The sequence below is a fragment of the Desulfosudis oleivorans Hxd3 genome, assembly GCF_000018405.1.
Classification (GTDB): Bacteria; Desulfobacterota; Desulfobacteria; order Desulfobacterales; family Desulfosudaceae; genus Desulfosudis; species Desulfosudis oleivorans.
In genome coordinates this window covers 1,342,463-1,368,482 of sequence record NC_009943.1, presented here as the reverse complement: position 1 = coordinate 1,368,482, position 26,020 = coordinate 1,342,463, and the positions used below count along the sequence as shown (strand labels likewise).

General features: G+C 53.6%; 22 protein-coding genes. 15 read left to right on the top strand and 7 right to left on the bottom strand.

What is annotated here, in order from left to right:
* The first annotated feature begins 12 nt into the window (after positions 1–12).
* From DOLE_RS05895 to DOLE_RS05880, 4 genes are all read left to right on the top strand, one after another.
* Positions 13–1,107, top strand: a complete 1,095-nt coding sequence (locus DOLE_RS05895; RefSeq protein WP_012174574.1) for a Coenzyme F420 hydrogenase/dehydrogenase, beta subunit C-terminal domain — start codon at positions 13–15, stop codon at positions 1,105–1,107.
* Between the two features lie 7 nt (positions 1,108–1,114).
* A complete protein-coding gene (locus tag DOLE_RS05890) occupies positions 1,115–1,507 on the top strand; it encodes a response regulator transcription factor (protein ID WP_012174573.1) in 393 nt (130 codons plus the stop codon).
* Positions 1,508–1,576: 69 nt separating this feature from the next.
* Positions 1,577–2,845, top strand: coding sequence for a DUF898 family protein (locus DOLE_RS05885; protein ID WP_012174572.1), 1,269 nt, complete (start codon positions 1,577–1,579; stop codon positions 2,843–2,845).
* Between the two features lie 31 nt (positions 2,846–2,876).
* Positions 2,877–3,947: a M48 family metallopeptidase gene (locus tag DOLE_RS05880; protein ID WP_167320850.1), complete on the top strand. Its 1,071-nt coding sequence runs from the start codon at positions 2,877–2,879 to the stop codon at positions 3,945–3,947.
* 21 nt (positions 3,948–3,968) lie between these two features.
* Here DOLE_RS05880 and DOLE_RS05875 read toward each other — a convergent pair whose 3' ends face one another.
* The 6 genes from DOLE_RS05875 to DOLE_RS05850 form a co-directional block, all read right to left on the bottom strand.
* Positions 3,969–4,589, bottom strand: a complete 621-nt coding sequence (locus DOLE_RS05875; RefSeq protein ID WP_012174570.1) for a nucleoside monophosphate kinase — start codon at positions 4,587–4,589, stop codon at positions 3,969–3,971.
* A 200-nt stretch (positions 4,590–4,789) separates the two neighbouring features.
* The gene (locus DOLE_RS05870) at positions 4,790–6,997 is read right to left on the bottom strand and encodes a glycoside hydrolase family 31 protein (protein WP_167320849.1); all 2,208 of its coding nucleotides are present in this window, start codon (positions 6,995–6,997) and stop codon (positions 4,790–4,792) included.
* Positions 6,998–7,042: 45 nt separating this feature from the next.
* The gene (locus tag DOLE_RS05865) at positions 7,043–8,122 is read right to left on the bottom strand and encodes an esterase/lipase family protein (RefSeq protein WP_012174568.1); all 1,080 of its coding nucleotides are present in this window, start codon (positions 8,120–8,122) and stop codon (positions 7,043–7,045) included.
* 14 nt (positions 8,123–8,136) lie between these two features.
* Positions 8,137–8,997 carry a lipase secretion chaperone gene (locus tag DOLE_RS05860; protein WP_041280386.1) on the bottom strand — a complete coding sequence of 287 codons (861 nt, stop codon included), beginning with the start codon at positions 8,995–8,997 and terminating at the stop codon, positions 8,137–8,139.
* Positions 8,998–9,257: 260 nt separating this feature from the next.
* The gene (locus tag DOLE_RS05855) at positions 9,258–10,277 is read right to left on the bottom strand and encodes a hypothetical protein (RefSeq protein ID WP_012174566.1); all 1,020 of its coding nucleotides are present in this window, start codon (positions 10,275–10,277) and stop codon (positions 9,258–9,260) included.
* 73 nt (positions 10,278–10,350) lie between these two features.
* Complete coding sequence (locus DOLE_RS05850) at positions 10,351–12,066, bottom strand: carboxylesterase/lipase family protein (protein ID WP_041280385.1); 1,716 nt, start codon at positions 12,064–12,066, stop codon at positions 10,351–10,353.
* 426 nt (positions 12,067–12,492) lie between these two features.
* Here DOLE_RS05850 and DOLE_RS05845 point away from each other — a divergent pair, with 426 nt between their 5' ends.
* The gene (locus DOLE_RS05845; protein ID WP_041280384.1) at positions 12,493–13,053 is read left to right on the top strand and encodes a hypothetical protein; all 561 of its coding nucleotides are present in this window, start codon (positions 12,493–12,495) and stop codon (positions 13,051–13,053) included.
* Between the two features lie 205 nt (positions 13,054–13,258).
* On the opposite strand, the gene DOLE_RS05840 is transcribed toward DOLE_RS05845, so the two are convergent.
* Positions 13,259–14,497: an iron-containing alcohol dehydrogenase gene (locus DOLE_RS05840; RefSeq protein ID WP_041280383.1), complete on the bottom strand. Its 1,239-nt coding sequence runs from the start codon at positions 14,495–14,497 to the stop codon at positions 13,259–13,261.
* Positions 14,498–14,727: 230 nt separating this feature from the next.
* Between DOLE_RS05840 and DOLE_RS17125 the strand changes: the two genes are divergently transcribed.
* The 10 genes from DOLE_RS17125 (at position 14,728) to DOLE_RS05790 (ending at position 26,020) form a co-directional block, all read left to right on the top strand.
* Entirely contained in the window at positions 14,728–15,765 is a 1,038-nt protein-coding gene (locus tag DOLE_RS17125) for a GGDEF domain-containing protein (RefSeq protein ID WP_012174562.1), read from the top strand.
* A 345-nt stretch (positions 15,766–16,110) separates the two neighbouring features.
* Positions 16,111–17,886, top strand: a complete 1,776-nt coding sequence (locus DOLE_RS17120) for a PAS domain S-box protein (RefSeq protein WP_052294257.1) — start codon at positions 16,111–16,113, stop codon at positions 17,884–17,886.
* Positions 17,858–18,796 carry an ATP-binding protein gene (locus DOLE_RS05825; RefSeq protein ID WP_167320847.1) on the top strand — a complete coding sequence of 313 codons (939 nt, stop codon included), beginning with the start codon at positions 17,858–17,860 and terminating at the stop codon, positions 18,794–18,796. Before DOLE_RS17120 ends, DOLE_RS05825 begins: the two co-directional genes overlap by 29 nt.
* Positions 18,793–19,893 (top strand): response regulator, encoded by a 1,101-nt coding sequence (locus tag DOLE_RS05820; protein ID WP_232362729.1) that lies wholly within the window; start codon positions 18,793–18,795, stop codon positions 19,891–19,893. Before DOLE_RS05825 ends, DOLE_RS05820 begins: the two co-directional genes overlap by 4 nt.
* 333 nt (positions 19,894–20,226) lie before the next feature.
* Positions 20,227–20,847 carry a TetR/AcrR family transcriptional regulator gene (locus tag DOLE_RS05815; protein WP_012174560.1) on the top strand — a complete coding sequence of 207 codons (621 nt, stop codon included), beginning with the start codon at positions 20,227–20,229 and terminating at the stop codon, positions 20,845–20,847.
* A gap of 53 nt (positions 20,848–20,900) precedes the next feature.
* Positions 20,901–22,016, top strand: coding sequence for an alanine dehydrogenase (gene ald, locus DOLE_RS05810; protein ID WP_012174559.1), 1,116 nt, complete (start codon positions 20,901–20,903; stop codon positions 22,014–22,016).
* A 72-nt stretch (positions 22,017–22,088) separates the two neighbouring features.
* The gene (locus tag DOLE_RS05805; RefSeq protein ID WP_012174558.1) at positions 22,089–22,853 is read left to right on the top strand and encodes a hypothetical protein; all 765 of its coding nucleotides are present in this window, start codon (positions 22,089–22,091) and stop codon (positions 22,851–22,853) included.
* A gap of 14 nt (positions 22,854–22,867) precedes the next feature.
* Positions 22,868–24,118, top strand: coding sequence for an aminotransferase class III-fold pyridoxal phosphate-dependent enzyme (locus DOLE_RS05800; protein WP_012174557.1), 1,251 nt, complete (start codon positions 22,868–22,870; stop codon positions 24,116–24,118).
* Positions 24,119–24,130: 12 nt separating this feature from the next.
* On the top strand, positions 24,131–24,973 hold the full coding sequence (locus DOLE_RS05795) for a transketolase (RefSeq protein WP_012174556.1): 843 nt from the start codon (positions 24,131–24,133) through the stop codon (positions 24,971–24,973).
* A 36-nt stretch (positions 24,974–25,009) separates the two neighbouring features.
* On the top strand, positions 25,010–26,020 hold the full coding sequence (locus DOLE_RS05790) for a transketolase family protein (RefSeq protein WP_012174555.1): 1,011 nt from the start codon (positions 25,010–25,012) through the stop codon (positions 26,018–26,020).

Genomic DNA, 26,020 nt, shown 5'->3' with positions numbered 1-26,020 from the left:
CAAGGAGCGCACATGAAGACTTTTGAAGATCTGATCAAGGAAGTCCAGGAACCGGGCCTCTGCCACCACTGCGGCGGCTGCGTGACCTTCTGCACCTCCATCAACTACGGCGCCCTGGAGCTTGGCCCGGAGGGCATGCCCCGCTTTGGTAACCGGGACAAGTGCATCGAGTGCGGTCTCTGCTACTCCATCTGCCCGGAGATCAACGAGCTGGACCAGGAGACCAAGAAGATGGTGGCCTGGGAGCCGCCCATGGGAAAAGTGATCGAACTGACCGCGGCCCGGGCGCTGGACCCGGTGGTGCGCAAAAAAGCCACCGACGGCGGGGCTGTCACCGCCGTGCTGCTCCACCTGTTTGACACCGGCCGTATCGACGGCGCCATTGTCACCCGGCGCACCGATCCCTTCAGCCGTGAGCCTCACCTGGCCACCACCCGGGACGAGATTATCGCATCGGCCGGGTTTTTCATGGACACATCCCACGGCATGAAACATTTCGGTCACGACTACTCCACCTATTCGCCGTCGGTGCAGGAGTTTCGGCCTGTTCTGGAAAAGGGCCTGAGCCGCATTGCCCTGGTGGGCACCCCCTGCCAGATCGAGGCGGTGCGCAAGATCGAAGTGCTGGGCATCGTGCCCTCCGATTCCATCAAGTTCTGTCTGGGGCTGTTCTGCTCAGGCAATTTTTCCTTCACGGACAAGGAAAAGGACCAGATGGAGGCGGTGGGCGGGTTCCAGTGGGATGCGGTAACCCGCATCAACATCAAGGACAATTTCATGGTCTACCTGAGCAACGGCAAGGTGCTCTCCATTCCCCTAGACAAGGTGGACTTCATGAAGCGATTTGCCTGCCACTTCTGCATGGATTATGCCGCGGAATACGCCGACATCTCCTTTGGTGGCATCGGCGCAAAGGACGGCTGGACCACGGTTATCACCCGGACCCCCCTGGGCCGGGCCGTGATGGCCGACGCCAGGGGCAAGACCCTTGAAACCGCTTCCGACGGCAAGGCACTGGACCGGTCGGCGGCCGACACCCTGAATGTGGTGCGGCAGGCCTCCCGTCGCAAGACGGAGCACGCCCAGGCCCGGCGCAAAGAGTTGTGACCCGGCCATGGCCCTTGAAAGCAAAAAGGTCGTGCTGGTGGTGGATGACGAGGCCGATTTTGCCTTCATTGTTCAGAAAAATCTGAAACAGCAGGGTTTTGTTGTCGAGGTCGCCTATGACGGCGCCGAGGCCCTTGAAAAAATTCGAAACGACCCGCCGGACGCAGTGATTCTTGACGTGATGATGCCGGAAAAGACCGGCTACGAGGTGTGCGCCGAACTCAAGAAAAACAAAGCGCTGGAGGCCATTCCCGTGATTCTTCTGACCGCGGTGGCCGACCATGTATCTTCCACCCGATATTCCCACCACCATGGTATCACCACGATGGCCGACGACTATCTGCCCAAGCCGTCCTCCATCGAAGACCTGCTGATCCGCCTGCGCCGGCTGGTGGAATAATCAGGCCTGTTCCGAGTATTTTAAAATGTCTGAATTGCTCACAATCCAGAGAAAAGGAGAACCTTGCCGATGATGTGGTTTTACATGGACGGAGACCGGGAGGTCGGCCCGATAAGCACGGCCGACATGCAGCAGCTGATCAACACAAAACAGATTACCGGCAAAACCCTGGCCAGGAAACAGGACATGGACCGGTGGCACCCCCTGGCGGAGTTGACCAAAGCCAAGAAGCCGGACAGTCAGGCACCGCCGCCGGCCGATAATCCGCCTTCAGCAAACGAAGCGCCACCGCCGGCGCCACCTGTCAGTGAACCACCCTCTCCTGCCCCCGCCGCTGTGAGCACCACCCCCCAACGCGCCGTGCCCGACAACATCCCGTTTCAATTCAAAGGAACAGGCGGAGAGTATTTTAAAATCTGGATTGTCAACGTGCTTTTGTCCATTCTCACCCTGGGTATCTATTCGGCCTGGGCCAAGGTTCGCCGGAAACAGTATTTTTACGGGAACACTCAGGTGGCGGGCGCGGGGTTCCGCTACCTTGCCGACCCGGTTAAAATTCTCAAAGGCCGCCTGATCGTTTTTGTCTTCTTTATTCTCTACTCCACCGCCGGCGAATTTATCCCTGTCCTGGGGGGCATCATGATGCTGGCATTTCTCATTTTTCTTCCCTGGCTGGTGGTGCGGTCCCTGGCATTTAACGCCCGCAACAGTTCACTGCGAAACATCCGTTTCAATTTCACCGGCACTTATGGCCAGGCCGCCAAGGCGTATCTGCTTTTTCCGATCCTGAGCGTCCTGACTCTGGGAATCCTGTTGCCATATGCCTTTTTCCGGCAGAAACAGTTTGTGGTTGAAAACTCTTCATACGGCACAACCCCGTTTCGTTTTCATGCCACGGCAAAAGATTACTACCGCATCGTGGGATTGTTTATTCTCCACGCGCTGATTTTCATCGTGGCGGCGGTGGTCGTCAGCCTGCTGTTTGCCCCCCTTTCAGCACTGATCATCATGGTGCTCTACCTTTACGCCATGGCCTATTTCAGCGTCAAGACCACCAACCTGCTTTACAGCTCCGGCACACTGGCAGACCACCGGTTTTCAGCGAACCTGGGAATAAAAGACTACGCCCTGATCATCCTCACCAATTCCCTGGCCACGGTTGCCACCCTGGGGCTTTTTTACCCTTTTGCCGTGGTGCGGGCGCTGCAATACAAAATCGACCACCTGTCCCTTCTGCCGGGCAGCGATCTTGACCGTTTTGTGGCCGCGGAGATCAAAGAGACCAGTGCGCTGGGAGAAGAGATGTCCGATTTTATGGATTTTGATTTCGGATTATAGTTGATGAGGCATGACCGATTCGGAAAGAAGAATGATTACCATCCACGGCACATGGTATGACGGGAGCACTTCCCTTCAAAGACCGGCGGTTTTAACGGTTTTGCCCACCGGCGCCGCCCGGGTGGGAACCGCCGACAGTGACAGCCCCCTGCTTGAACAGCACCGGCTGACCGCCAGGGTCTCGGACCGCCTGGCCCATACCCCACGCGTGCTCACCTTTCCCGGCGGCGCGTCTTTTGAAACGCAGGATAACGTTGCCGTTGACACCGTCGTTAAAACCTATCTGAAACCGCACTGGAGCCTGTGGGTCCATCTGTTGGAATCCAGACTGCGGTATGTACTGCCCGCCGTTATTCTTGTAATCCTGGTGATGGCCGCGACCATCAGATACGGCGTTCCTGCGGCAGCCGACCTGATCGCCTCTCATCTGCCGGCCTCGGCCTACAGCCTGGCCGACCGGCAGGCATTGAAAGCCCTGGACAGAATCGCCTTCAAACCGTCGGAGCTGCCGCCCGATACAGAAGCCCGGGTGCGCGGCAGCATGCAAGATTGCGTGGACGCACACGGCGCTTATGATATCACCCTTGTGTTCAAAAAAGGCGGCCCCCTTGGCCCCAACGCTCTGGCCCTGCCCGGGGGCACCATTATTTTTACCGATGAACTGGTTGAAGTCGCCGAACATGATGAAGAGCTGACAGCCATTCTGGCCCATGAGGTCGGGCATGTGGTCCACCGGCACGGTATGCGGCGAATGGTGCAGAGTTCACTGCTCTCTTTTGCCGCCATGGTCCTGACCGGGGATGCAAGCGGTGTCTCCGAAATTTTTCTGGGACTGCCGGTGGTGCTGACCGAACTGGCCTATTCCCGGGAATTTGAAAACACGGCCGACCAGTACGCCCTGGACTACCTGAAATCGGCCGGCATCCCCCCTGCCCGGTTTGCAGACATCCTTACCCGTATCGATAAAACCAGCCGGCACGAAGCTGAAAACGGAAAAACCTCCTGGACCGGTTATCTGTCCACGCACCCCCCCACCCCGGAGCGCGTCAAAATGTTTTTACAGGAAAACGGCCCCGTCGCGCAGGAAGACGCTCCCTTGTAAACCAACATCCGCAAACACGCTTTATCGGATGCCTGCAACCAACCGACTGGCCATATCCGACGGCGTCACATCAACAGATGCTTCCACCCTGCAGACCGTTGCCCCCTTGCCATGATAATAATCAATCAACGGCAGGGTGCGGCTGTTAAAAATAGCGATCTTTCGCGCGATCTGTTCCGGCGTGTCATCGACACGGCCGGTCCGGTCTCTGCCCGTGTTTTGGGAAATGCGGCGGCACACCCCCTCCGGCGTGCACACCAGGTGAACAAGCGTCTGAATGGTTACCAGCCGGTCCGTGTCTTTGGCCTGGTCCAGGTGCCGGGGCAGGCCGTTTAACACCACAAGGTCGTCTTTTCCGACCTGCCGGTCCTCGACAAAAGCGCCAAAAACGGCTTCCGCCAGGTAAAAGGTCTCGTTTTCCAAAAGCGCGCCGCGATGCAGCACGTCCTCCAAAAACAACCGGTCATCTTCGGAAACGCTCGGGTGTCCGTTTCGGGCAACGTTTCGAAGATTTTCACCGAAATCAAAATGGACACAGGCCCGGTTGTTTAAGCCGTGCTCCTCAAGATAGCGGCCCAGAGGTGTTTTGCCGGAACCGGTGGGACCCACAAGCAGCAGGGCGTTGTATTGATCTGTTTTCACAGGTTCTCCCGGATAGTTTACGCGTTGATTGGGCCGTAGGTGCAGAGTGTGGGGCATCAATATGCAGGTGCAGGACTGCGTGTCTGCTCATCAAAGAGCGAACACACAGCGCCTGCCCCGAACACAGCGGATTTGGTTTTGCGGTGCCTCTATTTGCAGGTCTTCAGCAAAACCGAGTAGAACCAGATGAACCAGCCTCTTTAAAAAGGAGACTCTCCGCACCTGAAGAAACAGGGCAAAACATCCAGGGGGGCACCCACGATAACCGTCTGCCCGCCCTGATAAACCTTGCCTGTATTTATATACTGCCAGCACCCTTCTGGCAACTTTACCGATTTGGTGCGTTTCCCCCGGTCCAATACCGGGGCAACCAAAACCTTGTCGCCTAACATGAATTGCCCCATTTCGTTTCGAAATCGATCGTCGTCAGGGAACTCCAGCCACATGGGCCGCCACAGCGGCAGTCCGGTGGCAGCCGCGGTTTCCCAGAGCGTGTTCATATACGGCATGGCTTTTTTTCTCTGCGCAAGAACGGACTTGAAAATCCGTACCGTTTCATCATCATAGGACCAGGGTGTTTTCAGCGGCGTGAAAGGTGAATTATGAAGCCTGAATACGGACCCAAAGGTTGCGAGCTGGGTCCAGCGGATAAAGAGTTCTTTACCGGCAACGCCGTAGAGATCCCAATACCCCCCGATATCTGTTGTCGTATTATAGGCACCGCCCAGGCTCCGGTTGAGAATATCCGGTAAGACCGACTTAAGGCCGGTGCCGGCATCCCAGGACTGGGTATTGTCCCCGAGAAACTGGGCGTTTTCGTAGGCCGCTGAACCGGGTCGCCCGGAGTAATTGGCGCGGGTAAAAAAGAAAATGTCCCGCCCCGGATGGGCCTGTTCGTAGTCATCGACAATCCGGGCCGTTTCTTTATTGCCCAGGACCGGCAGCCTGTTATGCATGCTGCGTCCGGTTTCACCATTATAGAACTGCATGTCAGGCCGGACCTGTTCGCCAAAGTCAAACATAAAGCCGCCACTGCCCAGATCCAGCATACCGGTAACCCGCTGTTCCCACCAGTCGAGCGCAAACGGGTTGGTATAATCCGTCACACTGGTGGGTGCCATAAGTACCGGGTAGGCATAGGGTGAACCGTCTGCCCGGGTGGGCATATAACCATTGTCGTAGGCCTGGTAATAGATTTCCGGATCTTCCGTGTTCAGAGAATCATCGGTCAGCATCATCCGCATATAGGTTAATGGCTTGATATCCAGACGATTAAGCTCTGCCAGCAACAGGTCCAGCTCTGCTTTGGTAAGATTGGCGGAAGATGCCCATGCCTCGATAAGGTATCCGCTTGTCTCAATATTCAGTTCCGTTAATTTCTGTAAATACGCCATGGCGTCTCTGAAATAGGCCCCGGGTTCGGCGTCACCAATTAAGGTTATGGGCGATCGCTGGGCAAATATCAATCCTTTGGCCCAATCGGGAATCGGGCGGTGACGGCCGTTAATGGCCGTTATACTTTCGATGTTCTGTTTGTGGTCCCCGGCACTCACAACAAAGGCGGCGCTGTTGGAAGAGACATTGACTTTCCAGGCATCTTCGCGATCATTTCCCATATAGAACCGCGCCAGTTCACTGTTTTCAAGCAGAAAACCGTAGTCTTCCGAAGAATAGAACAGCGCCTGCGGTCCATAGGCCCGGGAAAGAGAGTATTTGCCCACTATAGCGTTCTGTGCCATGGCGTCCATGGTCCATGAATAGAGCGCATGACCTTTTTGATCAAGTGTGCCGCGACGCCCCCCGAATCCATAAAAGGATTCATTGTGATGACTGGTAAAAGCGAAACTGATGTTTTGGGCGCGCGGGTCATTTACCGTGGCTGAGATCCGTATGGCTTTCACGCCCGACGGGTCCGGTTCGACAAGGACATCAACTGTTGTGTTGTCTTTTGTGGTTTTTAATTTGAATTTTTTCCCGTTACCGGAATCACTCACCTTGATCACGTCCGTGGCAAAACAGAGTTTGGCGTCGCGATAGACCTGCATCGGCTCGACGACAAGCAGATCGATAAAGTCAAAGGTTTCAGGCCCGCCGATTTCAAAGTGCAACGGGTGATAGCTGTCACAGATAATCGGTGGAAAAGACCAGAACTCTCCCATCAGGTCGGGTTCGCAGTAATTACAATCCGGATTGAAAATCGGGGTGTTGCTATTGATCGAAGCCAGTACGGTTCGCCCGCCGCCATCCTTGATGAGCAGGCGAAAAGGCCGGGTTTCTACTACAGCAGACACGTTATTGCCGGAAACCACATACTGCGATCTTAAAGACGGCGGCGGCGGGGCCGGCGCCATGGCGAACAGTGGCTGCGCAACCATGGAAAGGCTAAAAAAAACTGAAACGATTGTCATGAAAAATTGCATTGTATCCTGCCTTTATTGGTTTGTTTGGCCGGGTTAGTAACCGGCTTTTTTCAGACGATTCGCGTGCTGACGGTACAGTTCCACTTCATTAAAAAAAGGATTGGTAAGCCCCCAGAGAAGGTTGGTTTCATCCAGATGGTTCATGGGGTAGTTATCGCGAATCACTTTCCCCCAGTGGGATTCACAGGCGTTAACCAGGCCATCGGTCTCGGGGGGCTCACCGGAGAGCGTGCCTGCAATGGCAGCGACAAACAGTGCCGCGTCAGAAGGATCAAGCGGGTTGGTCAGCACCTGAGTCCCCGACCAGGAGTAATATCCGACTCCGTTTTCGCCCACTTCAGCCCCCTGGCCGCCCCAGCAATCCGGTCGGCCGATGGAGTAAACGCGATTGAAGTATTCCTTGCGCTCATCAAAACTATTGTCAGCAGAAACATCGATGGGAAAACCGTAAAGCGCATAGGCACTGTTTACGGCCTGCCGGGAGACCCTTGCTGCCTCCCTCAGGGAAGCCAGTTCAGAATCGACATCACTCGTTGCCTGCGGTACGGTCCAGCGAATGCCGCCGGCATCCATAAAAATGAGCTCCGTTAACTGGCAATCGATGCCGCACGGAGCATCAGGTGGATTCGGCGGGTTCGGATTGTCCCGGTCATCGGTATCGTTTGACCCGCCCACTGAACTGACAGACGCCACCAGGTCCGGCCGCACAGCGGCGACATAGCGTGAAGTCGGGGCGCCGAAGCTGTGGCCGATGAGGTTGAACTTTTTATGCCCCTTCAAGGCCTTGATGAATTCAAGCTCGTGAATAAGCTGTTCACCCCGGACTTCCGGGGAGTTGAGGGCCGACACCTGCGCCACGTATACGGTGCCGCCGCTGCGCATGACTTCATAAGGAATGGTGGGCCAGTAATCGGTGTCAATAAAGCCGAGAATATCGGTGTTATCAAACCCCATACTGCCGTGAACCAGGACCATCGGATAGGCTGTTTTGGTGTATTCATCGGGCGGCGGCGGGGCTGATCCCCTGGCAAACGCCGCATTTGAAAAAAGCACGGTGGTCAAGGCAAACAACAGGACAATCAGTGTTGTTTTGATCAGGTTTCCGATTCTCATGGGGCGTCCCTTTTTTAATTTTGGCTGTTATTGTTTTTCTGTCGATACCGTTCTATTACATTCACACGCAATCGCTCCGTTTCGGAAAACGAGCTGACTTTTATGCCTTCTATCAAATCTTTTTTGTCTGCTTCGGGCCAGTCGGTGGCACTAATCTGGTCAACCTCTTGAAAAAAATCGTTCAATCGGGACTGCCAGCGGCGATTGCTTTCATCCAGCGCTGCCATCCGTTGGGCCGCGTCATACCCGTAATTGGCCAACCGCCTGTCATATAGCTCTTCCCCGGACACCCCCTCGTCCTGCCAGGCCTGTTCTCTGCTCATGAATTCATTCATCCGTTCGTGATTGCGAATGATCTCCTGCTGTTTTTCCGGCAACTGGCTCCTCAATTCCTCTATTTGCCGTTTTCTTTCTTCATCCGGCAAATCCGTCAGGCCCAGCTCCATGCGGGCAATAGTGTACGCCTGGTATTTTTCCTCACTGCCAAAAAACAGATCACTGTATTCCCGGCCGAAGTGACGCATACGGGTGTCCGCCAGGTAGGCCTGATACGCTTTCAGGTAATCAACCAGGGCCCGGCCGTGAAGATTATATACATCCGTGTTGTTTGCGGTCGTGTATTCTGCCAGATCCCGGTTGTAGGCAATAAACATCTTCAGCAGCGCCCGGGCCTGTTCGGCAGCCCTGGGGGAAAGCGCGCCGTCAATATATTGCTCCATGTCGGCGGCAATCTGTTCAGCTGTTTTTTCACCCAGTGCTGAAAAAAAATAATCAAAGAGATCCCGAAAACCGACATCCACAATCAGGTTGCCGTTCCCGTCCTCATGCAACCGGCCGTCAATTTCCGTGTCATATTGGGAAGGAGATATAAGCATTGACACTGGCAGAGGCCGATCCGCGGAAGAGACAGGGTCAGCCGGCAGCGACGTGGCTTCTTTCTGGACTACGGGCATTGTGCTACGAGTGTCGCCGGCAGATTCAGCCGGGGAGACGTCTCTGGCGGCCGTTAATTCAGGAGAGGCGGCCGGCCTCCAGTATATTGTACCGGCCACCATAACAAGCACGGCGAATGCGCATACATAATATTTTATTCTCCTTCCGGCATTCATGATCAATCTCTCTGTCTTTTTCTGGATCAGAATATACGGCTGTAAACATCCCGCCAGTCCCAGGCAATGTCATCGGGGTCAACGGGAGCAAAACCGCCGCCTATTGCAAGACTGTCTTGAAGCAATTTCATGATCTGAAATGGGATATATTCAACGCCGGAGGCCAGAGCGCCATACCCGTCTTCGCTTGCTGTGTCGCCCACCATTGCCAGGCAGTGTTCCGCGCCATAGAGATTGCGTAAAATGGTGATTGTAGCGGCTTTGTAATCTGAACTCTCGGCGCAGTTCATATCCGCTTTAACAATAATCGGAACCGTTCTTGTTCCATCCGGGGAGAAATGCTGAACCATCTGGTCACGGGTCAGTGGCCTGACACTTTCAGGCTGGCCGGTAATAATGACCACATCCGCACGGTCAAGAATATCGGGGAGGATATCTTTTACATAGCGATCCACGTAGGGCCAGTCATAGCCAAACATATTCACAAAATCAATATAATCTAAAATCGTATTGGCTCCGCCGGTGGCGTGAATGGTGTTGTCATGATCGGTAAATAGAACATCCGGATTAGCGCTGGTGTCATTGCTGAGAATATTCAGAACCCCTTGCTTGTCTTCAGACCAGCCGTCATCGCACTCTACCTGGGCCATGAGCCGAAGCTCAACGGGCGCCAGATCAAGAATATCAGCCGGTATATAGTTTCGCAGGTGGTTGAGTTTGGCTATACCATCACTGTTTGTAGTCAGGTCCGGCCCGATCTGTATCCAGCTGTTATCACGAGGATCCTCTATTTTAAAACGTACGGTGACATCACTGATCCTTTGTGCTGTAAGATATCCTACCAACCCTCTGTATTCCTTAGCAGGCAGATAAAACGCAGTAACATTGGGCAGGATTTCACCGGGGTCGGCACCGCTGCCGTCCCAGTTGCTGGTAAAAGCATCTGAAACGACCACCTTTGTGTCAGCTACTTTACAGCCAAAAAAAATCATGGAACATGCGACGATGCAAACCAGACCATAAATCAACCTTCTAGTTGTTTTCATTCTACGTTTCCTCCTTATTCGTTGGATTATCTCTTTGCGTTTTTATGCAGGGCTGTCTTTTTTTCTAAAGGCCTCAAAAGATAAATCCCGACCCGGACAGATCCTCAGGCAACAGGGGAGGACTCATACCATCAAAGGGCTGGGCATCCCAGAATGCCCGTGTTGAACCGTCCGGATCATTCTTCAGCCGGCTGGTTGCGTCATTGCCTCTTGCATTAAAAAGCATGGTCGGGCGGTCACTGGTATTATAAGGGCGCCATGCCGGCATGTTTGCGTGGTTGGGATTTCCTGTTTTGGCAAACGACGCCCAGGCATCCATCATCTGGCTCTGAAGGCCGGTTGGAATACCATCGTCCCCGTAAACTTCGGGCCAGCCTTCGGGGTATCCCGTGACAAAAGCCAGCTCTGCGCCGTGCGGCGCGCCGAGGTTCAGAAATGGGTACTCGGGGCAGGGCGGATTCCAGTCAAACCGGTAGACAAAAACGTTTCCGGGCTGATACGCGACTTGTGCTTCAGCCTGCCTGAGTGTTGGAATACGCAGAAAAGCATCCGTCATCATGGCCAGAGACACAAGATTCGGTGAGGCAGCAAGTTCAGGATAGTTAAGATAGTACAGGAAAATCCCCTCTGCCGCTGTTTTATTGTCAGGGATAGACCTTTCAAAATAGGGGAATGCGGTCATTGTTGCCAGTGGCGTTGCAACCGGAAGGGCCAGCAGTGCATTTTCCACCATCCACCACCGTCCCTCGTCCCGGGTGGTTCCCACCATCAGGGGAATGTTTGATGATTGACCTCTGGCAATGGCATGCAGGGGCGGCTCCGGAAAGACCGTGCCGTCGACAACCCCGGCATATATGTTTTCCGGCAGAAGTGTTGTATCCATCACCTGCTCCTGTGCAGCCATCACCTCCTGCCAGCTGAGCTGGCGCAGTTCTGCCAGGGTGTTGACACCCGCATATTGATAGAGCAGCTCTGTTGAACGGCGGGCATAGTCTTTCTGGCGGAATGTTGAACTCCCACCGCTCTGGCCGATCGCTTTATGAAACAGGCCTTCGGCAGCCGGCATGCCAAGAAGCGCGCTAACGCTGTAACTCCCGGCTGACTCCCCAAAGATGGTTACATTGTCAGGGTTTCCGCCAAAGGCTACAATATTGTCCTGAACCCAGCGAAGCGCCAGAACCTGGTCCAGCAATCCGGCGTTGCCGCTGCCCGGAACGTCATCAAAATAACTGAAACCAAAGGCACCGAGCCGATACTCCACACTGACGACCACGACATTCTCGCGTGCCGCCAAACGGGCACCACAGTAAAGCTTATCGCCCGAACTCTCCCATAAATAACCACCGCCATGGATCCAGAACATGACGGCCCTCTCCTGATCATCTACAGAAGGCGTCCATACATTCAGGGTGAGGCAGTCTTCATCGATATTCGAGTTCATTATGTCGCTTGGTTCGATTTCCTGCTGCGGACAGGCTGGCCCGAAATCCATTGCCTCAAGCATATTTCCCCAGGATTCAGGGGCCACCGGAGGGGCAAATCTCAGCTCGCCAACAGGCGGTTTTGCATAGGGAATCCCGAGAAAAGCAACGACACCTTCATCGGCAATAAAACCTTTAACATCACCGTACATTGTATCCACCTGGGTTATTCCGTTTCCAACAGGCGGGGGAGTAACGGGACCGGGTTCAGGCGGGGGCGGGGCCAATGCATGGGAATACCCCGGCATCGACAGGGAAAAAGAGATAACTGTTAAAATAGCCAAAATAAAAACGGTTAAATTTTTCATTCTAGGCCCTCCTTTTAATGAAGCCTGACTTTTATTTTATCATTCTTTATATGGCATTAATCGTGCCAGAATATTTATATATATATTTCAGAGTGTTGATTTTTAGGCCAAAACAATACTGCCAAATAACAAAGAATCTTTTACCAAATAGCAGAACTTACCTTATATGGTAATTTTGAGGCTATAATATGAAAACCGAGCTAAAAGCTTCTTCTAATTAGAAAAAACAGAATCTTCTTTATGGAGGTGGCCGTCAGTAAAAACTAACCCGAATATTTCACGGGTTGATTTGGCTGGAAGATGGATATCCATCCCTGTTGAAAAATTCCATAAAATATTCTGGCTGGGTTGTGCCGATAATAGTATGATGATAATTCAATACCGAATGTCTGAAAAAATTGTTTCTTTAATGGAAAGGCGATTTCTATGAGCAAGGTCAAGGTGAGCCAGGTCAAGGGAAGTATGTTGGTGACCTTTGTCAAGGCAATCAAGGCGGACAAGACAGGGGCCTGTGAAAAACTGCTTACGGACGAAGACAAAAAAAATATCTCAACGCTGGTTCTGGCATCCAAATGGTACCCGTTTGAAACCTATAAAAACTGTTTTAAAGCCGTGTGCCAGGTGAATGCCGGAAAAAAGCCCGACGTTCTGCGGGAATGGGGAAGAATGGCCGGTGAGACAACGATGACCACCATTTACAAAACGGTTCTCAATAAAAAGGATGCTGAGTCGGCGCTGGGCGCTTTTCAGCAAATTGTTAAAAATGTATATGATTCCATCACTATTGAAAAGAAGATGGTATCGGACAATGAGATTATCATCACGATAACCGATTTTGATCCTGATTTTGAAGAATGGTACCTTGTGGGCATGGGGTGGATAGAAAGAACAATAGAACTGGTGATCAAAAAAGAGGTTAAGTCTGAAATCATCGAGCGGTCATGGCTCGGTGCCCCCGCCACTGTGTTTAAGATGCGCTGGTCATAGGGACGAAATACCGCCTATAAATGGCATAGCCCGTCTGTTGCACGGGTTGAATGGGAAATACTCTTTGAGGGCACTGCCGTAAAGACAATTCGATTTCGATACCGATACCGATAGCGATTTCGATAAACAACCGGAGATATGTCCTGCCAAGATTAAAACTGTTTTTGGACAATAATGAACCCGGATGTTTCATGAAATATCCGGGCTACGCCTTGAGCTGCCTGATAACCGCCATGCAGTCCGCCTTGCTCATGATCTTTGGAACCGGGTAGGTCGGGTTGCACTCCATTAACGCGCGTTCGGCAATGATCGGAATATCTTCATCCCTGATACAGTCAAGCCTGTCAGGAATGTTCATCCGCGTGTTCAAATCCTTAATGGCCTGAATAAAGGCATTGGCTTTCTGAGGCCGGTCCATGCCGGGTTTGGACACCCCGGCAACATCAGCCAGTTCGGAAAGTGGTTTGTGCGCCACCGCTCCATACCACTCCAGCACATGGGGCATGATCACCGGCATGGCCAGGCCATGGGGCACACCGTACATGCCGCCCAGGTTGTGGCCGATGCAATGAATGTTGCCCACCCCGCCCCGGGTAAAGGTATATCCGCCGTAATACGCGGCCCGCAGCATCTGGCCCCTTGCTTCAACGTCCTGTCCGTTCTGATACGCATTTTCAATGTTCTTGAAGATTATTTCCACCGCCAGTACCGCCTTCTGCCGCGTGTCCCGGCTGTTATAAAACTTGCCGATGTACGACTCCACCGCGTGGGTCAGGGCATCCATGCCGGTGGTGGCGGTGATGTGCGGCGGCAGGCCCACGGTCAGCATCGGGTCCAGCACCGCGTATCGCGGCCGGATCGAAGGGTCGGTAATCGGATACTTTTCGTGGGTGGCCGGGTCCGACACCACCGCCGCTATGGTGGTTTCAGATCCGGTCCCCGCGGTTGTGGGCACGGCGAAAAGCACGGGCGGTATCAGAGACCCCATTTTAAAGGCAGGCATGATGACCTTGAACAGGCCCCTCATTTTGGCTACCGATCGGTTCGGGCGGGCCACCCGGGCGCCGGTGGCCTTGGCGCAGTCCATGGGCGAGCCGCCACCGAACGCGATAATGGCCTGGCAGTTATTGTCCTTATAAACCTTGAGGGCCGCCTCAATATTCTCAATCGTGGGATTGGGCTGGACCTGGTCATAAAGCGCGTATTGAATGCCGGCCGCCTTCAATGCATCGAACAGCGCATCCAGCATGTTCAGGCCCATCAGTACGGCGTCCGTGACCACCAGCACCCGGGTAAAGCCCTTCTCTTTGATAGCGGCAGGCAGTTTTCCGATGCAGCCCGGCCCCTCGATCACCGTCGGCTCGATCCAGGGCATCACCTTCATCCCCAACCCCATGCAGAATTGAAATATGCGGTAGTACGCTTTCTTTAAGGTCCAGATCATATTGATGCCTTTCCATGTCTATAAAAAAGATGAATGGCCTGCCACTCACTTATCATAAATAACGGACAATCGGAATCGAAACCTGATTACGGGAAAACCTGAATAGCGTATAAGAAAAAAAGTTGACACACAAGAACAGCCTTGATATGGATATCGGCCTTAAAAACAACTTCTTATCTTTTAAAATGATTAGTTTTATACCAAAAAACGATTCGGGTCAGGCGCTGCGGATGCGAAGAGCATTTTTAGCGCTTTCCGGGTATTTTGTTATCTTCCTTGCCACCCTGATCTGTCATTCCGGGGGGGCGACCAATCATATTACACTGAATGGTATTTTTCTGCTGTTTCTGTCCCTGCTGGTAATCTATACCGGCATTTTTTTCATGATTTATTCAGGGGCAAACCGTAAATTCAAAGACCCCAGCCTGACCGTCTTTCAATTGTCCGTCGCCATCTGCTGGGCCGCGGTGATGGCTTACTTCACCGGTCCGAACATCCGGGGCAGTATCATCACGATCTATATTCTGATGTTTATGTACGGTATTTTCCAGTTGCGGTTTCGCGCCTTTCTCGCCCTCGTCGCCATGGCGGTCACGCTGTATGTTTTTTCCATGATGCTGCTTTATCGAAACCATCCCGAATCGATTGACGTGATGACGGAAATTATCCGTACCATGATCCTGTTTATCGCCTTGCTGTGGGTCTCATACATATCCACCTATGTTTTCAGGTTAAGGCAAAAGGTCAAGCTGCTGGCAACGCGCGACCCCCTGACCAATGTTTACAACCGGCGGGAAATTCTTGAAATCCTAAAACGGGAAAAATCGTTTTCAGACCGCGCCGGATCACCGTTTACCCTCTGCATCCTGGACCTTGATGATTTTAAAAACGTCAATGATATATACGGGCATCAGGCCGGGGATACGGTTTTAAAAGCGTTTGCCCGAACGATCCGAATGAACATTCGGACAGAGGATTATCTGGGCCGTTACGGAGGCGAGGAGTTCTTTGTTATTTTTGTGAGCAGTGACTGCAATGACTGCAACCCCGCCTGTGTGGAGCGCCTGCTGTCGGCCACGCGGCAACTCTCTTTTCCTGAAATCGACAGGAACCTGCGGATCACCGTATCCATCGGCGTCACGGCTTATGTCCAGACCGGTGTTTCGATTGACACGCTGATCTCCATGGTGGATGAAGCCCTTTACAGGGCCAAGGCCGCTGGAAAGGACAGGGTTGAATACAGCAAACCCTTGGCATACAAGGGCTAACCCGGATAGTTCATAAAATTTTTAGATCGGTGAGAGTCATATAAAAAAGGTCATATTATAACCCAAAGGTTATATATGACCTTTTTTTCTTGTTTCGACACATCTCAATCCACATTTCCCAAGTCCTATTCAATAAAAAAACCAATTAATTAAGTCAATAACCCCGATTTTCAACTTCTGGCATGATGCTTGTACTAATTTATTGCGGTGTGCTGTTACATTCGTTTTTCGCCGGGAATTATCCGTTTGGGATAAGATGAATCCTGTAAAAATTCAGTCATTCAAGGATCATCAACCGATACAAAACAGAAAAAAAGAAAATAATACTGTTTGAGGCGGAAGAAAATGATTAAAGAAAAGGCGAAAAAGAACGTGGAAACAAATACACCACCCGCGGATGAAGCCCGCGAATACGCCGAGAGCATCATCAACACCGTGCGTGAGCCCTTAATCGTTCTGGATCATGATTTAAGGGTGGTCTCCGCCACCCGCTCCTTCTATAAAGCCTTTAAGGTAAACCCTGAGGAGACGGTGGGGCAGCTGATTTATGACCTGGGCAATCAACAGTGGGATATCCCCAGGCTGCGGGATCTGCTGGAAACCATCCTTCCACAAAAAACAACCTTTGATGACTATGAGGTTGAACACGATTTTGCGGACATCGGCAGGCGCATCATGCTTTTAAATGCCCGGCAGATTGAACGTGCGTGGGGCAAAGAGCGGATCATCCTCCTGGCCATAGAGGATATTACCGAGCGAAGGCAATTGGAAACCTTACTGGCGGATTCTGAAAAGCGCTACAGGCGCCTTTTTGAGACCGCCAACGACGGAATATTACTTCTCGAAAAAAGCCAGGGACATATCGTCCAGGCCAATCCGGCTATGACGTTGATGTCGGGTTATTCCAATCAAGAGCTCCTCGGAAAGCGCTTAGAGGATATCGGTTTCCCAGATAATCTTGGAACTGTTCAGGAATTATTGCAGGCCCTGGAGCAGGACGGCATTATGCATTACAAAGATATGCCGATACAAAAGAAGACCGGGCAAGTTTTATACAGCGACATTTATATGGTTGACAAGGCGGATTTGGTCCAATGCAATATCCGGGACATCACCGAACGCAAGCAGGCGGAGGCGGCAGCGAGAGCCTTTCTCGACAACATCATCAACACGATCGCGGACCCTGCCTTCGTCAAGGATGACAAACGGCGCTTTGTGCTTGTCAATGAGGCATTGTGCGCGATTGTCGGCCGTCCGCGAGAGAGTCTCATCGGGGAGAATGGCGATGATATGTTTCCTGAAAAAGAGGTCGAGGTCTTCCGGAGGATGGATGACATTGTTCTGGATACCGGCAAGGAAAATGTGAATGAAGAATTTCTTACCAACTTGTCCAGCGGAGAGGCTCGCACGATCGTCACACGAAAAACCCGTTACGTCGACCCGGCCGGGAAAAAGTTTCTCGTCGGCGTGATCCGGGACATGACCGAGCGCAAGCAGTGGGAAGAGTCGCTGAGGAAAAGCGAGGAACGTTTCAGGCAGGTCGCTGAAAACACTAAAGAATGGATATGGGAAGTCGATGGTGACGGCCTATTTACCTATACGAGTCAGGTGGCCGAGGAAATGCTGGGCTACACGCCTGAAGAGATAGTCGGGAAAAAATATTTTTATGATTTCTTTCCTGCCGACAAAAAAGAACAAACAAAGGAAGAACTCTTAACGTCCTTTGCCTCAAAAAACTCGTTTGCCAACTATGTCAATTCATACGTGCACAAGGATGGCGGTATCGTTTTTCTGGAAACAAGCGGTTTGCCGATTTTGGACAGCAGGGGAGCTCTTCTTGGATTTAGGGGTATAAATATTGACATCACCGAACGTCAAAAGCTTGAGGCCCAACTTCGGCATTCCCAGAAGATGGAGGCAATCGGTACGCTGGCAGGTGGGATTGCCCATGATTTCAATAATATTCTTAACGTGATCATGGGGTATGGCGTTATGGTCCTGGACACGTTGGACACCGAAAATCCTGCAAGAGAAGATATGAATGAGGTGCTCACTGCTGCCGACAGGGCCGCGGATCTCACCAGAAGGCTGCTTGTCTTCAGCAGAAAAAAAACCTGTTGAAATAAAGTCCGTTAATATCAATGCGCTTATCTTTGATTTAAAGAAACTGCTTGTCCGGATTATCAGAGAAAGTATCGAATTTAGGTTAGACCTTACGGGCAGGCCATTGATAATTCTGGCCGACGTCGGTGAGATGGAACAGGTGCTGATAAACCTTGCCTCAAACGCCAGGGATGCAATGCCGGAGGGTGGGCGGCTGACGATCAGCACCGGGCTGGAAGAAATAGATGAGGAATTTGTTGCCGCCTATGGATATGGAAAGCCCGGCAAGTATGCTTTTATCACGGTTACCGATACAGGAAAGGGAATGGATGCTGAAATCCGGAAGAAGATATTTGAGCCCTTTTTTACCACAAAGGGCGTTGGTGAAGGGACCGGGCTTGGCCTTGCCATTTCTTACGGAATAATAGAACAGCACGATGGATTCATAAGAGTCTATAGCGAACCGGGACACGGCACGGTTTTTAAAATATTCCTGCCTCTCAGCAAAGAAACAGCAACCGAGGATAAAAAGGCGGATCCCGCCGCCTCTGTTATGGGTGGAAATGAGACCGTCCTGGTTGCCGAGGATGAGGCTTCCCTGAGAAAGTTGGCCAGGACCATACTGGAGTCCTTTGGTTACAGTGTTATCCTCGCAGTCGACGGGGAAGACGCGATCACAAAATTCATGGAGAACAGGGAACGTATCAACCTGGTTTTGCTGGATATGATCATGCCCAAGAAAAGCGGGAAAGAGGTCCGGGAGGTGATTATAAAGGTCGACCCCCGGATGAAGGTGCTCTTTGTAAGCGGATATGCCATGGAGAATATCACGTACAAAGAATTGGTGGAGACGGGTTTTGACTTGATCCACAAACCGTTCCGGCCGAAAGACCTTTTGTTAAAAATAAGGGAGGTTCTGGACAGATGAAAAAGAACACGTCAATGCGTGTTCTGAAAAAAGGTTACAGGGTGCCTCAAATGCCGAATGAAAAAATATTGCTTGTGGACGATGAGGAGAGCAATCTCAGACTGCTCACCCAGTGGCTCGTTCCGCTGGGCTATGATTTTGAACTTGCCGCAAACGGGAAAGAGGCGGTGCGTAAGGCAAAAGACGGCATGCCTGACCTGATCATAATGGATATCATGATGCCGGTCATGGATGGTTACGAGGCCTGCAAAATTTTAAAAACAGATAAGGGAACAGAGAATATACCGATTATTATGGTGACGGCGCTTCACGATAGAGAATCAAAATTAAAAGGTCTCTCTGTCTCTGCAAATGATTTTCTTTCCAAACCCATTGATCACTCCGAATTAATCATCCGGGTTCAGAACCTTCTCAAGATCAAAGCTTTTGAGAATTTTATGCTCAGGCATAATCAGACCCTTGAAGAGGAGGTTCGGGAAAGAACCAAAGACCTTAAAAATATGAGCAACGAGATGGTGCTGCGGCTGACAGCGGCCGCGGAATTCCGCGATATTGAGACCGGCGACCATATATCGAGGATCGGGTTCTACGCCGGCAAGCTTGCAGCGGCGATGGATATGCCGTCGGACTTTGTTGAGCGGATAACCTTTGCGAGCGCATTGCATGACATCGGAAAAATCGGGATTCCGGACAGCATACTCTTAAAGCCTGGGCCTCTTACGCAAAATGAATTTGAGATCATGAAGACACATTCCGCAATCGGAAACAGAATCCTCTCAGGCTCGACCTATCCCGATATTCAGATGGCTGCCGCCATCGCCTTTACGCATCATGAACGATGGGACGGCGGGGGTTATCCAAGAGGGCTCAAAGCAAAAGAGACGCCAATGGAAGGAAGAATCGTCATGCTCGTCGATCAATATGACGCGCTGCGGAGTCAAAGGCCCTACAAGCCGGCCTTTGATCATCAAAAGACGGTCAGGATTATCACCGAGGGTGACGGAAGGACCATGCCGGAACATTTTGATCCGGCACTCCTCAACACCTTCAGGGATATTGCCCCCGTATTTGAAGAAATATTCGATCAGCACCAATAGAGAAGCTTTAATACCTCCCCGGGCGTTTATTTCTTAAACGAAAATGCGGTATGTGTCTTTTTCTTTGTGTTCTTCTTATCCTTCGTGCCCTTCGTGTTAAAAAGCAAACGGTCGATTGAGCCGGCAGGCCGGTGGGCGGGGTAGGACAAAGGTTTGCGAAGGAGACTGCTTCGTCGCTTTCGCTCCTCGCAATGGGGAAAAATATCTTTTCGGTTTCGATCCCGATTTCGATTCGAATAACTTTGTCAGTTGCCATAAAATTTTTCTTGACACGGTCCGCGGGTGTGTTAATATTTTGGTCATGTGACCGAACAATCAAACAAGGGGACCTTCATGGGAAGAAAAAGTCTTGCAAATGCCCGGCGCAGTGAAATTATCGCTGCCTTTTACCGATGCGTTGTCAAAGAGGGGTTTGCCGGAGCCTCCATCCGTAAAGTCGCCAAAGAGGCCGGGGTGCAGCCCAGCGTGCTGCACCACTATTTTGCCGACCGTGACGAGATGATCGAAGAGATGGTCACGATTTACGCTGACCTCATTATTCAACATTTTAAAGACGACATGAAGGCGTGCAAAGACCCCGATGAGCAGTTCCGGTATGCCATTCACTATCTTTTCAGCGACAGCATGATCAACGACGACTTTACCGGGTTTTTTCTGGAATGCCTGGTGGAGTCGCGCAGAAACCCCAAAGTCCGGGCCACTATTGCCAACACTTTTCGCCGGTTCCGAAAAGAGATCACCGAATTTATCGACGGGCTGGAGGTCTTTAAGAAGCTTCCGGCCGCCACGAAAAAAACCTATGCCTCCATGATCGTCGCCATGCACGAAGGCACGGAGCTGCAATGGTTTGCCAACCCCAAAGACATATCACTTGAAGCGGCATACGATACCGGCCGGCTTCTGATCGAGCTGCTGACCGACCATGTGGCCACCACCGGCAAAAAGGAAAAATAAAGCCCGGCCGGCACCGGAAAAACACAAACCACCATTCGAAAGACCAAAGACACATGATCATCGGTATTTTAAAGGAGATAAAAACAGAAGAGCACCGGGTGGCCATGACACCGGCCGGCGTGGAGATGATGACGGCCCGGGGCCACGAAATCCTTGTAGAGACTCGGGCCGGGGCCGGCAGCGGGTTTGACGACGACCTTTACCGCAAGGCCGGGGCACGAATAATCGATACGGCCGCGGATGTTTTCGCCCGGTCCGACATGGTCATGCATGTAAAAGAGCCCCAACCCTCTGAATACGGCCTTCTGAGAAAAGGGCAGATCCTGTTTACCTTTCTGCACCTGGCCGCCGACCGCGCCCTGACCGACGCCCTAATCAAAACCGGGGCCGTGTGCATCGCCTATGAAACCATTCAGAAAAAGGACGGCTCCCTTCCCCTGCTCACCCCCATGAGCGAGGTGGCCGGCCGCATGGCCGTCCAGGAAGCCGCCAAACTTCTTGAGATGTCAAACGGCGGTCTGGGCGTGCTGCTGGGCGGGGTGCCCGGCGTGGAGCCCGGCAATGTACTGGTCATCGGCGGCGGCGTGGTGGGCATCAATGCCGCCAAGATGGCCTGCGGCCTTGGCGCAAGGGTGATTCTGCTGGACGCGGACCTGGGCCGGCTCCGTTATCTTTCCGACGTGATGCCGAAAAACTGTTTTCTCCTGATGTCCACCCCGGCCGTCATTCGGGAACGGATTCAGACCGCCGACGTGGTGATCGGGGCCGTGCTGCTGGCCGGTGCCCGGGCCCCCCGGCTGGTGACCAGAGAGATGCTAAAGACCATGAAAAAGGGGGCCGTGATGGTGGATGTGGCCATCGACCAGGGCGGCTGCTTTGAAACCTCCCGGCCCACCACCCACACTGATCCCGTCTTTGTCGAAGAGCAGGTGATCCATTACTGCGTGGCCAACATGCCCGGGGCCGTGCCCCGAACCTCCACTCTGGCCCTGACCAACGCCACCCTGCCCTACGCCCTGGAGCTTGCGGACAAAGGGTGGCAGCGGGCCATGCGGGAGAACCCGGAAATCGCCCTGGGCGCAAACGTTATCGACGGAAAGGTCACATTTCCCGGCGTGGCCCAGGCATTTGATTATGAATATACACCGGCGGCATCGCTGATCAATTAAACAAAAGGAAGCCTGTGCCCGCCCCTTTGAATCGAAAACGAACGTCATCAACAACCAAAGCAGGAGGGTGTTGTGAACCATGATACTGTTCTGGCGCAGCTGAATCTTTACGCCGTGCTGCCCAATCTTGAGGACCTGGTCCGGCTCGACGCCACTGCAGCGGCCATGACAAAAAACTGGAACATCTGCATCCAGTTTGCCGTGCCAAAAGGACCTGCCGCCTTTGTCCGGTTTGCAAACGGCACCTGTGAAACCGGCGCGGGCAAGCACCCGTCGCCGGATGTGCGGCTGATGTTTATCTCGTGCCGCCATCTCAACGCCATGTTTGAGAACAAAGGCATTCCCATTCCCCTGAAGGGGTTTACCAAACTCCCCTTTATGGCAAAGGAGTTTTCCGCCATCACCAGACGGATGGAGTATTTTCTCAAGCCCACCGAGGACCTGCTTCAGGACGCCGACTATGCCACGCTCAATACGCTGATGAGCCTTCACACGGCCGGCCGGGCTGTGGCGGTTCTGTCCGGCACCGATGCCCAGTCCAGAGCGGTGGCCGGGGCCATGCCCGACGGCCCCATGGTGATGAAGATTCTGCCCGACGGCCCGGCCGTCACACTGATCGTGGCAAAGGGAAAAATCACCATGGAAAAAGGTGAACACGACAGGCCGGCGGCCCTGCTGCTGATGAAAGACATGGACACCGCCAACCGGCTGCTCAACCAGAAGATCGATCCCTTTACCGCCATCGCGCTGGGGGACGTAAAAATTCAGGGCCAGATTCCCATGATCGACACCGTGGACCTGATCCTGGACCGGATTCCCCATTACCTGCAACCCTGAAAAGAGGAAGACCGATGACGACTCCCTATACCTATGAAAACTCCAGACGCCTTTTTGAAAAAGCGGCCGGCGTCATCCCCTGCGGCATTTACGGTCACTTCAGCCCGGCCCCCCTGGTGCCGCCGGAGAATTACCCCTTTTTCGCGCAAAAGGCCTCCGGCGCCCGCTTTACCGACATCGACGGCAATGAGTTTATCGACTACATGTGCGCCTACGGCCCCATGGTGCTGGGCTACAACTGCGAGCCCGTGGATCGGGCCGCCCTGGCCCAGTTGGAAAAGGGCAACTGCCTCTCCTGCCCCGGCCCGGTCATGGTGGAGCTGGCGGAAAAGCTGGTAAACACCGTGGCGCAGATGGACTGGGCCTTTTTTGCCAAAAACGGCAACGACGTCACCTCCTACGCCCTGATGGTGGCCCGCCACGCCACGGGCAGAAAAAAGATCGTGGCCATTCGCGGCGGATACCACGGCACCGCGCCCTGGGCACAGACCTTCGGCCATCATGGCGTGACCGAAGAGGACGCGGCCCACATGGTCCGCATTCCCTGGAATGACGCGGCCGCCTTTGAAGCGGTGCTGGAGCAATATCCCGGCCAGATCGCCGGGTTCATCGCCACCCCCTACCACCACCCGGTTTTCGCGGACAACGAGATGCCGGCCCAGGGCTACTGGCAAAAAATCGAGGCCCTGTGCCGCAAACACGGCGTGGTGCTGATTGTTGACGACATTCGCTGCGGGTTCCGGCTGGACCTGCGGGGCTCCCACGTCTATTTCGGATTTACGCCGGACCTGGTCTGCTTTTGCAAGGCCATCGGCAACGGGTATCCCATCTCCGCCCTGATGGGCACCGATGCCTTAAAATCAGCGGCGGCCAAGGTGTTTTACACGGGCAGCTACTGGTTCTCCGCGGTTCCCATGGCAGCGGCCATTGCCACGCTTGACGAGATGGCGCGCATCAATGCCGCGGCCGCCATGCTGGCCTACGGCGAAAAGCTGAGAGACGGCCTGATCGAGACGGCCCGGCGTCACGGCTATGACCTGAAGGTTTCCGGCCATCCGGCCATGCCCTACCTGCGCATCACCGACGACCCCTCCCTGATGCTGCACCAGCGATGGTGCGGCGAATGTACCCGGCGGGGCGCCTTTTTCACTTCTCACCACAACTGGTTTGTGTCGGCGGCCCATACCGAAGAAGACCTGGCCCGCACCCTTGAAATCGCGGACGAGGCCTTTGCCGTCATCGGCGACAACCCACAAAAGAAATAGGAGGAAGACACCGTGGCACTTACAAAGGAAGAACTGACCCTGCTGGCTGACAAGGCGTACCAGGCCCGGCGGGACGTGGTGGACATCACCGGCTGGTCCGGCGGCGCCCATATCGGCGGCGGACTCTCCGTGGTGGATATGCTGATCATTCTCTACTACAAGTATATGAAGGTGGACCCGAAAAACCCCGGCTGGGAAGACCGGGACCGGCTGATCCTGAGCAAGGGACATGCCGGTGTGGCCTATGCCCCGGTGCTGGCACGAAAAGGGTATTTTGATTTTGAGCTTTTAAAGGGGTTCAACAAATTCAAGTCCCCCTTCGGCATGCATCTGGACGGCAACAAGGTTCGTGGCGTGGACGCCTCCACCGGCTCCCTGGGCCACGGCCTGCCCATTGCCGTGGGCATGGCCCTGGGCGCGCGGCTCCAGAAAAAATCCTGGATGACCTACTGCATCCTGGGCGACGGCGAGTGCAACGAGGGTTCGGTGTGGGAGGCGGCCATGGCGGCGGCCCACTTCAAGCTGACCAACCTGGTCACCTTTGTAGACCGGAACAAGCTGATGATCGACGGGGCCACGGAAGAGATCATGAACCTGGAGCCGTTTGCCGACAAGTGGAAGGCCTTCGGGTTTATCGTCAGGGAGATCGACGGCCACGATTTTAACGCCCTGGCCGATGCCATTGAATATGCCCACGCGGAAAAGAGCGGGCCGGTGCTGATTCTGGCCAACACCGCCAAGGGCAAAGGGGTCGAGTTCATGGAAAACCAGGTCAAATGGCATTACGGGGGTCTGGATTCCGAGCTGCTGGAATCGGCCAGGAACTCCCTGAACAAGGCCTATGGCCGCGTGTAACAGTGAAACAACCCATTCGTATAAAAGGAGTTTACCATGGCTGAAGGTTTAAGCTGGACCGTATATGACGCAGACACCCTGACCCAGGCCGAGATATATGGCCAGGTGCTGTGTGATCTGGGCAAAATGCGCCCCGACATCGTGGGGCTCTCCGCCGACCTGGCCAAGTCCACCAAGATCGGCAAGTTCCAGGACCATTTTCCGGACCGTTTTTTCAACGTGGGCATTGCCGAGCAGAACCTGTTTGGCGTGGCCGCCGGGCTGGCCAAGTCCGGGCTGCTGCCCTTTGTCTCCACCATGGCGGCCTTCACCGCCATGCGGGCCGCGGAACAGGTGCGCACCGACATCTGCTACCAGAACCTGAACGTGAAAATCATCGCCACCCACGGCGGGGCCTCCTTCGGACAGGCCGGCACTACCCATCACTGCACCGAAGATATCGCCATCATGCGCTCCTTTGCCAACATGACGGTGATCGTGCCGGCCGACGGCATCGAGACAGCCAACGCGGTCAAGCAGTGCGTCAACTGGCCCGGGCCGGTTTATATCCGCATCGGCCGGGGATTCGAGCCCCGGTATTACGACAGCGAAGAGTACGGGTTCCAGATCGGCAAGGCCGTGGAACTGGCCTCCGGCACGGATATCACCCTGATCTGCTGCGGCATCACCGTATTTCACGCCATGGAGGCGGCAAAGATACTCAAGGAGAACGACGGGCTTTCCGTGCGGGTGCTGAACATGCACACCATCAAACCCCTGGACACCGAGGCGGTATTAAAGGCGGTCACCGAAACCCGGCGGGTCATCGTGTTTGAAGAGCACAATCTGATCGGCGGTCTGGGCAGTGCCGTGGCCGAGGTGATCGCGGACAACGGCAAGGGGTGCGCCTTCAAGCGGGTGGGCATTCCCGACTGCTACTGCGAAGTGGGGTACCCGGAAGACCTGTATACCCACTACAAGCTGGATGCCGACGGCGTCCTGGAGACGGTGCGGGAAGTGATGAACATGGATTTTGAGGAAGACGAAGACTGGGAAGACGAGGTGTAA